The organism is Synechococcus sp. R6-10 (genome assembly GCF_047461815.1).
Classification (GTDB): Bacteria; Cyanobacteriota; Cyanobacteriia; order Thermostichales; family Thermostichaceae; genus Thermostichus.
On record NZ_JANSHW010000567.1, the window covers coordinates 1 to 10,062 of the forward strand.

A 10,062-nucleotide genomic window follows, 5' to 3' on the forward strand; every position below is an offset into this window, starting at 1 on the left:
GCAGCAGGGTTGGTCGTGGGGGGCAAGCGCAACACCACATCGAAATTGTCTCCGGCTCGGAGTTGCTCGGGCACCACCAGTTGGGGAGTTGGACAAACCCCAGGCGGAGCGGGGGGCAGCAGCGAGTTTTCAGAGGGAGCTACAGGGCTACTCGGGATCCCGGCTGCCGCTTGCGTTGGCAAGATGGCCTCAGCTTGGGGTGGTGGGGAAGGGGAGGAGATGGGCGATGGCAACTCTGCCGTCTCTGCTTCGGGTAGGGGCTGAGCGGAGGGGTTGGGCGCAGATGGCAGGGGATCCTTTTCCGGGAAGGAGCGGAGGGCTTGGGTCTCGGCGGGCTGAACGGGCGAAGCTGAGTCCTCCTCTCGCTGTTGCTCGGCAACGCTGACGGAAATGGGGGCGCTGTGTTGCCAGATGCGCAGCAGCTTTTGCAAGGTTCGTTCGGGAGACAGCAAGGTTAAGGGGGGGTCTTCCCGCAACCGGGCCAGTGGGATGTTTGTTGCTCCCCAATACTGACGCGGAGGGGAGGCGGGAGGCAGCTCTCCGCCTTGTTGCTCCGCAACGCTGACGCGAAGGTCTCGACAGCGGACGGAAAACGGAATCGTCAAGGGCTGGGAAGGCCGGTCTGCATCCCGCCAGGAAGAGGGAGTGAGGGCCAGTTCCCCCCGCAAAGGACGGGTCCAAACGCGGCTTGGCAGGGTGATGGGAATGCTGAACACCGCCGTTCGGGCTTCAGCGGGAAATTGAATTAGCCGTTGCCCCTCGAAAACCGTGCTCTCCTCGCCTTCCTGCCAAACCCGTACCCGCAGCTCGCCGCTGCAGCCGATCCGCCCCGTCAACACCAGCACCTCCTCCGGGGATCCCTCCAATTCGCTGTGCATTAGGGAAAACAGCTCTGGCGGGATGGCGACCTCTTTTTTCTGGGGGGGCTCAAACCCGGCCTCTTCAGCCACCGGGGCAGGGATCCCTCGTTCCGGCTCCAGAGGGGCAGGCACAACCTGAAAACGGAGACAATTGTCCAACTCGGTTTCACCGAACAGTTCTGCGATCAAGTCGGCATCTCGGCAGTGCAATTCCCAAAACCCAGGGGTGAGGCGGCTGGCAGGCAAAATAATGCCGATCCCTTCATCGTTGGTGCGCACAGAACGGGTTTGGACCTGTGGAGGAGTCGTGCCGGTGTTGGGGCCCTGATTCTGTGGCCCTAGAGGACGCTGCCGGACTTCCACCGTGATGGTGAAGTGGGGCTGGGGCGAACGGGCAACAATGGTGTAGGTATCTTCTTCCAGAACTGCTCCCTCGGCTGGTACTGGCTGCCAGTCTTCCTGGCCGTCCCGCCGAACCCAGAAATTTAACATAGCTCCATCACCTTGGTGCTCCGCACTGCTGACGCGAATGGCATGCCAGATACTGAATCAGATCGGCTTGCAAAAGGGTTTGCTGTTGCCCTGTAGGCAGGTGCTTAAGCTGTACCTCTCCGGCTGCAGCTTCCGCATCCCCTAGCACAACAGCCCAAGTTGCGCCGCTGCGGCTGGCCCGTTTGAACTGCTTGCCAAAGGCGCTGCCGCTCAGATCCAGCTCGGTGCAGAAACCAGCTTGGCGCAGCGCTTGAGCGATCCGGAGGGATTGGGCCTCAGCCTTCGCCCCACGGGAGATCACGTAAACCTCGACCGGTGCTGGCGGAGCCTCCCCTTGTTTCTTTTGCAACAGCAGCACCAGCCGCTCCATGCCGACGGCCCAGCCCACCGCTGGGGTAGAAGGTCCGCCCAGCTCTTCCACCAAGCCGTCGTAGCGACCACCCCCACAGACGGTACTCTGGGATCCCAAGTCAGGTGAGACGATCTCAAAGGCGGTGTCGGTGTAGTAGTCCAGGCCCCGCACCAAGTAGGGATCCAACTGGTAGGGAATATCCAACATCTGCAGGTGAGCTTGCACCTGCTCGAAGAAAGCCCGCGATTCTGGGCCGAGGTAATCCGGCAGCTTGGGGGCCCCCTCGGCAATCTCGCGGGTGCGGGGATCCTTGCTGTCTAGAATGCGCAGCGGGTTGCGGGTGAGACGCTCTTGGGAGTCAGGATCCAGCTTCTCCCGCAAGGGAGTGAGGTAGTCCACCAGGGCCTGGCGATAGGCCCGCCGATCCTGCAGATCCCCCAGGGAATTGAGCCGCAAGCTCAGGTTCTCCGCCCCCACCGCTTGCAACAGCTCCCAGGCCAAGGCGATGACTTCCGCATCGGCGCGGGGATCCCGGCTGCCCAGCAGCTCTACCCCCAACTGGTGGAACTGGCGTTGCCGCCCCGCCTGGGGACGCTCATAGCGAAACATCGGCCCACAATACCAGAGGCGTTGCACATCTCCAGCCGTTTGCAGCCCGTGCTGGATGTAGGCCCGCACCACACCTGCTGTGTTCTCTGGGCGCAGGCTCACCTCTTGCTCGCCACGGGTGCTGAAGGAGTACATCTCCTTGCCCACCACGTCGGTGGCACTGCCAATGCTGCGGGCAAAGAGTTCCGTCAACTCCAGGATGGGGGTGCGAATTTCTTGGTAGTTGGCCCGTCCCAGGATCTCTCGGGCGCTGGCTTCCACCTGCTGCCAGAGCCGCACCTCCTGCGGCAGAATATCTCGGGTGCCCCGCACCGCCTGGATCATCTCCATTCTCGTTCTCCCTCCCTGGGGTGGGCCTGGCCGCCTGCTATGCCAATGGCTGTTCTCGTCAAAGGACTCCGTCCCGCTGACGCAAACGGCCTAGTTATTGATTATCGGCGACAACACTCCCCGTCGCTAGCGGAGCCAAATGACCCCGATCCAAGCTCGAGTCCAACCAGGAGTAGGTGGCGGCAATTTGGCTGGTGGCAACAACAGCGGCGGTGGTAGCTCGCAAGATGGTAGGGCCAAGGGAGACGGACACTCCCCCATATTCCTCAGCCTGCCGACGTTCGGCAACCGTCCAGCCCCCCTCTGGGCCGATGGCTATGGCCAAGACGGGATCCCTGAGCTTTGGCAGGGCCTGCACCAGCAGGGGGGCGTTCTCGCGCGCCACGGCTATACCCCACCAGAAGGACTCCGTCCCGCTGAGGCGAACGGCTTGCAGCTCCGCCAGCCAACTTGTCCAAGGGGTGGGGGGATCGACCTGAGGCCAGCGCAACCGCTCACATTGTTCTGCGGCCTCCCGCACAATTTTTTGCCAGCGTTCCTGCCGCCCAGATCCCGGTTCCAACACGGTGCGCTCCGTCAGCAGGGGGGTAATTCGCGCCGCCCCCAGCTCGGTAACCTGGCGGAGCACCTCGTCAAACCCCTGCCCTTTGACCACCGCCAAGCCCAGATGCAAAGAAACAGGCAATTCCCGCGGCAGCACCTCCACCTCGCCCACAATTTGGGATCCCTGGGCTTGCCAACGGGCCGCCCACAGCTTGCCTGAGCCGTCCAAAACCAAAAAGAGATCCCCTGGCCTGAGGCGGCGTACCCGCTGCAAGTAGTGCTGTTGCAGACCAGTTAAATGGAGAACACCGCTGGGATCCCGCTGCGCTGGGTCAATCGCCAATCGGGGCAAAGCGCTCAGGTCATGCGTGCGTTCAGACAACACCATTCCCCCCGTCGCCAGAGGGCTGCCACCACCCATTCGTTGGCCTCCAGCATCTCCGCCACCAACTTGGCCTGCTCGATGAGGATGCCGCTGAGGATCAGCCATCCCCCCTCCTTCACCACCAGCCGAAACTCCGGGATCATATCCAGGATCACATCTGCCAGGATGTTGCACACCAGCCCATCCACCATTTCGGGAATATGCTCCAGGCTGCCCTGAGCGACCACAATGCGATCCGTCAGGCCGTTGAGATCGCGGTTGTGCATCGTGGCTTGCACCGCCAGGGGGTCGATGTCCACCGCAAATACCCGCTTCACCCCCAGCAGGGCCGCCGCCAACGACAGAATCCCGGATCCACAGCCCACATCGGCCACAGTCACTCCCTCGGCACCCCCGCCGCCCTCCAGGCGCATCTCCAGCGACTCCAGACAGAGCTGAGTGGTGGGGTGAGTGCCCGTGCCGAAGGCCATACCGGGATCCAGCTGCAACAGGTGCCGACCGGGGTGAGGGGGCGGATCCAGCCAGGCCGGACAAATGAGCAACTTGTCCCCGACCCATTGGGGCTGCCAGTGCTGCTTCCAACTGCTGCTCCAATCTTCCGCCTCTATGCGTTCCCAGCGCAGCTTGGGAACCCGCTGACCGGCAATGAGGGCATCTTGCTGCAGGCGCAGGGAGAGGGCTGCCAAATCCAAGAGGCTGACGTGAGGCCAAGGCAGATAGGCGTGAATGCAGACCTGATCTTCGCCGTGGGCTTGGCTGGTCATGCCCCGACAGCCAAAATTCTCCAGCCGCCAAAAGATCAGGTCTTCTTGGGCAGGGGAGGCGATGAGACTGAGATCCCACCAAGCACCAGCGGGGTCCAGCGCTTGTGCGGGCGAAAACGGAGTGGGATTGGCAACAGTTCTGCTCACAGGGATCCCTTCACAAACCTAAAGGAAAACCAAAGTGATGGCTAACAAGATGGCGCTCCAAGTCGCCAAGCCAGCTACACACAATGCGGTACTTTATATCAAAAATTGCAGCACTCTACTCAATCCATAGTTTAGGCTTTAAGAGCCTACTCCAGCTATCCCGGCTATCCTAGGATTTGAAGGCTTACGCCGTCGGTTCAGCAGCGAAAAAAGGGGGGGAGCCCCCCCAATTGGGGGGTGACCCTCAGCGGCTCTTTGGATGACCAGCTCAGCCCTGTGAGATAGATTAAGTCCAAAAGCATTGAACAAGAATTGGATGCAGCGTTGACATTCGTTCCGAGCCTCAGTGATTTTGCGGATAGATGGGGTTTGGCTGGGGCGTACTGAGCAACGATGTAAGGATGAAGAAAGAGCAATGCAGGTGGCGAGGTCGATGTCAATTGAGCAGTCAGGGCAGCAGCCGAAGGTAGCTCCTTGGGGGATTACCAGAGGGGAAAGGGCTGCCCATGAAGATCTTCAGCCGCTCAAAGTCAGCACCCGCAAGAACTCCGTCCCGCTGACGCGATCCGCTCTGATGCGGCGTTTTAACCAGAGCTTTCCGCCTTTTTACAGCCAGTTTGTCAGCAGCGAGGTACAGGCCCAAAATCTGCGCTTGGCTTACACCCTCTACCAGACCCGCAAGGCGGTGGTACAGATGCAGGACGAAGGTCGCAAGACGGTGGTCTGTCTGGCCTACCGTAATCGACCTTCCCTGCTCAGCGATCTGTTTGGGGTGTTCACCGCTTTTAATCTCTCGGTGCACGGCATCCATCTCTATGGGCAGATCTACTCACCGCACCTGGTGTTTATCCGCACCATTGTCTCCCGCGATGGCCACAGCCTTTCTTCCCAAACCAAGCTCAGCCTAGAACGGGCCATTCACGAATGCCTGGCGGGTGTGTTTCGCGTTCACGAAACCTTGGCGCTGGAGTTTGATCTCAAGGCCGGACTAAAAGACGTGCAGGTTTCTTTTTATTTTGACCCGGTGTTTCATTTGCCCACACTTCTGGTGGATGTGGACAACCAGCCGGGCGCGTTTTACCGGGTGATGACGGCCCTCGCGCAGGAGGATTTGACCGTTGTTAACCTCAACTTGATGCTCCGCCGCAAGCAAACGCGCTTTATTTTCTACTTGCTAGGGCCGGATTCAACTCCAACCATGCCGGAGTTCTTAGGGCAAAAATTGGCGTTGAGCATCCAGCAGCGGCTGCAAGGGGATCCCGCCTAGATCTGCACGGGACTGGGAGGCAAGTCAAAAAGGACGGTGTTCATGTAGCGCTCTGCCCAGGCGGGGCCAAAAGCTTTTTCCAAAACGCGGCGGGTGCGGTCGTTCTGCTGTTGCTGGCTGCAATAGCGCTGCTGCCCCTGGTAGTGGGCCAAAATCTGGCCGGGATCCGTCTGTGGGGGGATCTGCTGCGCCAGCCGGCAGTGAATTTCCAGGAAACGGCAGGCAAAGTGTAAAAAGCGCTCGGCCTCTGCTTCGTCGGCAGGACGCACGAACAGACAGTAGGGAGAAAAAATCGTGCCCCACTCCGGCAACCGGCGCCGGTGTTGGAAAGGGGCCAGATGGGATCCCAACGCTTCCAGCTCTTGGATATAGAGATCGGGCAAGCTGGGGGTCACCGGCGAGAGATCGACAATGGCGGCGCTCACCTGTCCGCGACCGACCACAATGTCGCAACCGAACAGCGGCAGCGGGTACTGCGGCTGCGGAAACATAACGCAATGGAGAATGTCCAGGCTTTGCCCGGCCTGGGCCAGCTCCAGGTGCAGCTTGCGAAAGGGATCCCCTTGGTAGCAGCGGTTTTCAATTTGCAATTTCTCACCCTCTAGGCGGCCTTCCACGTAGCCCAGATCTTCAGGCAGAGGATAGGGGGCTAGGGTGAGGGTAGATCCCCAAACGTTCAGGATTGCCTCAGATAAGCCCTGAATGAGCGGATGCAGTTGGGCAGAGAGAGCAGGAGCGGTGAACATAAGACTCTAGAAGAAAGGCCAAGAACCCCATCCAACCTTGACCTTGGCTCCATGCCAAAGTGTTATGGGGGAACCGCACCGCTGATGCGAAGGGCTTGGGTGGGATCCCCAAAAATCCCAGAGGCCCTAGCTGGGCAAGGCGTTCTAAAACTGTATGCCTGAAGACGGAAGGGGTGGGATTCGAACCCACGGTGACCTTGCAGTCACAACGCTTTTCGAGAGCGTCACAATCAACCACTCTGTCACCCTTCCAGTCAGCTGTGGGGCTTTACCATCTTAAGGGCAAACCGAGTCTCCTGCTTCTTCCCAGCCTCAAAGCCAAGCTTGCTTCCCCCACGGGATGCGGTTGATGGGAAAGTGCTCCGCACCGCTGGCGGGAACGCCCAGATGAGATCATAGGGATATGGCTGCTCTATCCATTCACCACTTTCGCCAGGCCAAACAGGCGGGTCAACCTTTGGTGGCCCTCACGGCTGCCGACTACGCCACCGCTCAGATTTTGGATCAGGCTGGGATCGACTTGATCCTGGTGGGCGACAGCTTGGCCATGACCCACTTGGGGTATACCAGCACCCTGCCCCTGACGCTGGAACAGATGCTCCATCACGCCCAGGCGGTGCGCCGCGGGGTAGAACGGGCCTTTTTGGTGGCCGACTTGCCCTTCTTGACTTATCAAGTCCACAAAGAACAAGCTCTCCTCTCAGCAGGGCGGTTGATGAAGGAGGCAGGAGTCAACGGGGTCAAGCTGGAGGGGGGCTACCCCGACATGGTGGAAACGGTGGCCTTTCTGGTGCAGCGGGGGATCCCGGTTTTGGGTCATATCGGCCTCACTCCGCAGGCCAAACATCAACTGGGAGGCTATCGCCAGCAGGGAAAAACCACTCCGGAGGCGGAGCGTCTGCGACAAGAGGCCCTCAGCCTGGAACAAGCAGGGGCATTTGCCCTGGTTCTGGAGCACATGCCGGCGGAATTGGCTGCCCAAATCTCAGCCCAGGTGGGGATCCCAACCTTGGGCATTGGGGCCGGGCCGGCTTGCGATGGTCAGATTTTGGTCACCCACGACCTGCTGGGGCTGAGCGAGCGGATTCCCCCTTTTGCCAAGGCCTATACCAATTTGAGACAGGCAATCCGAGAAGCGGTGGAAGCTTTCGCCGACGATGTTCGCCAAAAAGTATTTCCCCCCCGCTGAAGGGATCCCTTACCCATTCAAAGCTTGGGCAGAGGTGCTATGCCTACGGCACCTCATACTGCTACCTACTACTACGCAATGCTTATGGGAACGGGAACCGCACCGCTTTCTCAAGGCTGGGCAAGGATAGGGCGACCTCAGGGATCCCTGAGCAGCACCGTCCCGGTCACCGCAGCACTTTGGCCCAACCGGTCGAAGACCCGCAAGCTGAGCAGGTAGGAGCCGGGCACCAAGCTTAGGGGAGGGCGAATGCGGAAGCGGGTTGTACAGAACACCTCTCCAGACACACAATTCACCTGGGCTGCCGATAGCGTCTGCACCTCGATCCCTGACCACGACACCTGAAACGCCAGCTCCGCCGGGATCCGCCCCGGCACCGATACCGAGACCCCCAGCTCCAAAAAGCCGTTCCGATTCACCACAGAAGGAATATCGCTGCTGGTGATCAAAGGCGGCAGCGGAGTACTGGCCGTCAGCGCATCGGCACCACAACCGACCAAGGCCACGCCCAGCAGGCCCAGCGCCCATCCCCAGGATTTGGATCCCAGCTTCATCACAGGGTTCAATCTGAAAACTCACCTTCTCAGTATAGAGGGTGGGGATAACAGGCTTAGCGTCCTTTTCGAGAAAAACTAAAAATTCACGCCACATATAGTGGCAAGCTGGATTTTTGCCCAAACCATCTGCTACAGTAAGGCCCATAACCTGTCGAGCAGCCTGGATATGGAAGGGGAAGAAGAGCTAAAAGCTTTGCGGGCGCGTGTGCGCAACTTAGAGCGATCCCTGGCAGAATCGGAAGCGCTGTCGCTGCAGCAGATTGAGTGTACCCATCGCCTGGAACGTCAACTGCTGGAAGCGCAGGCACAGATTCAAGAACGGGATCACGCTCTGCAAGCCTGTCAAGAAGAGAAAGCGCAGCTGGCCCAGCGCCCTACCCTAGAGGCTTTTCAGCTTCAGCAACAGCACATCGAAGAACTGCAGAATCTCCTGTGGGAAATGGAGCGCCGTCCAACGCTGGAGCACTACCACATTCTGCAGCAGCAGTTGCAAACTAGCCAGGCGGAAATTGAAACCCTCAAGGCGGAATTGCAGCGGCGCGTCGATCCGGCCCGATTTTACCAACTGCAGCAGGAGCTCCTGGAACTGAAACAGCAGGCCAACCAGTTGGGAGAATACGCCGTCAAGCTGCCGCAGGTACAGCTTTTGCAAGCCCAATTGCAGCTCCGCATACAAGAGCTAGAAGAGGAAAAAGCGCAACTGCAAGCGCAAGTCCAAGAGTTGGCCGCTCGACCTTCTGCCCAAGAACTGGAAACCCTACGGGCAGAGCTAGAGGCTGCCCACCGCCAAGCCGAAGCCGAATGGCAACGTTTGAAGACCCATCTGGAAACCGAAAAGGCGCACATGGAAGCTGACCTGAACACTGCCCGGCAACGTATTCGCGAATTGGAAGAGCGCCCTACCCCAGAGCAATGGGCACACTTGCAAGCGGAGTTGGATCATCTGCGCCAACAAGCCTCTTTTGCCAAGGCCGAGCGGGCCACCTTGCTGGAAGAGCTGCAGCAGAGTCAGCGACAGCAGGCCGAGCAAGCTCAACAAATTGCCAAACTGGAAGCGGAAGCAGCCCAGGCCGCCCACCTCAGGGAGACAGAGTCCTCGCAGGCGCAGCGAATCCTGGTCTTGGAGGAGCAGGTGCAGGCTTTGACTCGCGAGCTTGGTGCTTTGCGAGCCGAGCGGGATCAGCTTATCCAAGAGTTGGCCCAGCGTCCCACCCTTGCCCAGTGGCAGGAAGTTCAGCAGCAGGTGCAGAGCACCCAAGAAAGCCTGGAAGAAGCCCGGCGGGGGCGAGAACTGGCCGAGGCCCATCATCTGGTCAGCCAAAAGCAGATCGAGAAGTTGCAGCAGCAGGTGATGGCTTTGAAAACCGAGTGCGTGCAGGCCCACGCCTACGCGCAAACCCAAGAAAAGGAAGTAGCTCTGCTGCAGCAGCGCAACCAAGAACTGGAAGAGCAACTGGCCACACTGCGTCAGTCAGCCTCGCTTTCCCCCCAAGCAGCGGCTGTCGAGCCCAGGTCGAATCATCCGGCTAGTGCTCCGCACCGCTGGCGCGACCAGGAACGGATTCCTGCAGCGGCTGACGAGTCTGCTCCTTCCCCGGCGGCACCCAACAGCCGACCCACCACTTGGAGAACACCCACCACAGGGATCCCGCCGCTCACTTTGGAAGAGCGGGAAGAAAGTGCTCCACACCGCTGGCGCGAACGGGCGGAAAAGCTCCTGAAACGCTCCGCTTTGGCCGCTTCACAGGCAGGGACGGAAACGGGCGGTCGTAGCCGGATTGAGTTGCCGGCTTTTGTGCAGCGGCGGCCCTACTGAGGGCT

The 10,062-nt window shown here is 59.9% G+C and carries 9 protein-coding genes and 1 tRNA gene; 3 read left to right on the forward strand and 7 right to left on the reverse strand.

What is annotated here, in order from left to right; translation table 11 throughout:
- From NW837_RS13895 to prmA, 4 genes are all read right to left on the reverse strand, one after another.
- On the reverse strand, positions 1-1,352 hold a 1,352-nt coding region (locus NW837_RS13895), incomplete at its 3' end, for a hypothetical protein (protein ID WP_414332192.1).
- Positions 1,353-1,359: 7 nt separating this feature from the next.
- A complete protein-coding gene (hisS, locus tag NW837_RS13900; protein ID WP_414332193.1) occupies positions 1,360-2,643 on the reverse strand; it encodes a histidine--tRNA ligase in 1,284 nt (427 codons plus the stop codon).
- A 94-nt stretch (positions 2,644-2,737) separates the two neighbouring features.
- On the reverse strand, positions 2,738-3,574 hold the full coding sequence (locus tag NW837_RS13905) for a 16S rRNA (uracil(1498)-N(3))-methyltransferase (protein ID WP_414332194.1): 837 nt from the start codon (positions 3,572-3,574) through the stop codon (positions 2,738-2,740).
- Complete coding sequence (gene prmA / locus NW837_RS13910) at positions 3,544-4,434, reverse strand: 50S ribosomal protein L11 methyltransferase (RefSeq protein WP_414332199.1); 891 nt, start codon at positions 4,432-4,434, stop codon at positions 3,544-3,546. Before prmA ends, NW837_RS13905 begins: the two co-directional genes overlap by 31 nt.
- Positions 4,435-4,915: 481 nt before the next feature.
- On the opposite strand from prmA, the gene NW837_RS13915 reads away from it, so the two are divergent.
- Positions 4,916-5,749, forward strand: a complete 834-nt coding sequence (locus NW837_RS13915) for a hypothetical protein (protein WP_414332195.1) — start codon at positions 4,916-4,918, stop codon at positions 5,747-5,749.
- Here the strand turns inward: NW837_RS13915 and NW837_RS13920 are convergent.
- A complete protein-coding gene (locus NW837_RS13920) occupies positions 5,746-6,495 on the reverse strand; it encodes a phycocyanobilin:ferredoxin oxidoreductase (protein ID WP_414332196.1) in 750 nt (249 codons plus the stop codon). The two genes, NW837_RS13915 and NW837_RS13920, sit on opposite strands and share 4 nt — an antisense overlap.
- A 165-nt stretch (positions 6,496-6,660) precedes the next feature.
- Positions 6,661-6,747: transfer RNA gene (locus tag NW837_RS13925), tRNA-Ser, on the reverse strand.
- Positions 6,748-6,898: 151 nt separating this feature from the next.
- Here NW837_RS13925 and panB point away from each other — a divergent pair.
- Positions 6,899-7,684, forward strand: a complete 786-nt coding sequence (gene panB / locus NW837_RS13930; RefSeq protein ID WP_414332197.1) for a 3-methyl-2-oxobutanoate hydroxymethyltransferase — start codon at positions 6,899-6,901, stop codon at positions 7,682-7,684.
- 137 nt (positions 7,685-7,821) lie between these two features.
- Here panB and NW837_RS13935 read toward each other — a convergent pair whose 3' ends face one another.
- Positions 7,822-8,241: a hypothetical protein gene (locus NW837_RS13935; RefSeq protein ID WP_414332200.1), complete on the reverse strand. Its 420-nt coding sequence runs from the start codon at positions 8,239-8,241 to the stop codon at positions 7,822-7,824.
- Positions 8,242-8,407: 166 nt separating this feature from the next.
- On the opposite strand from NW837_RS13935, the gene NW837_RS13940 reads away from it, so the two are divergent.
- The gene (locus NW837_RS13940; RefSeq protein WP_414332198.1) at positions 8,408-10,057 is read left to right on the forward strand and encodes a hypothetical protein; all 1,650 of its coding nucleotides are present in this window, start codon (positions 8,408-8,410) and stop codon (positions 10,055-10,057) included.
- The last annotated feature ends 5 nt before the right edge of the window (positions 10,058-10,062 follow it).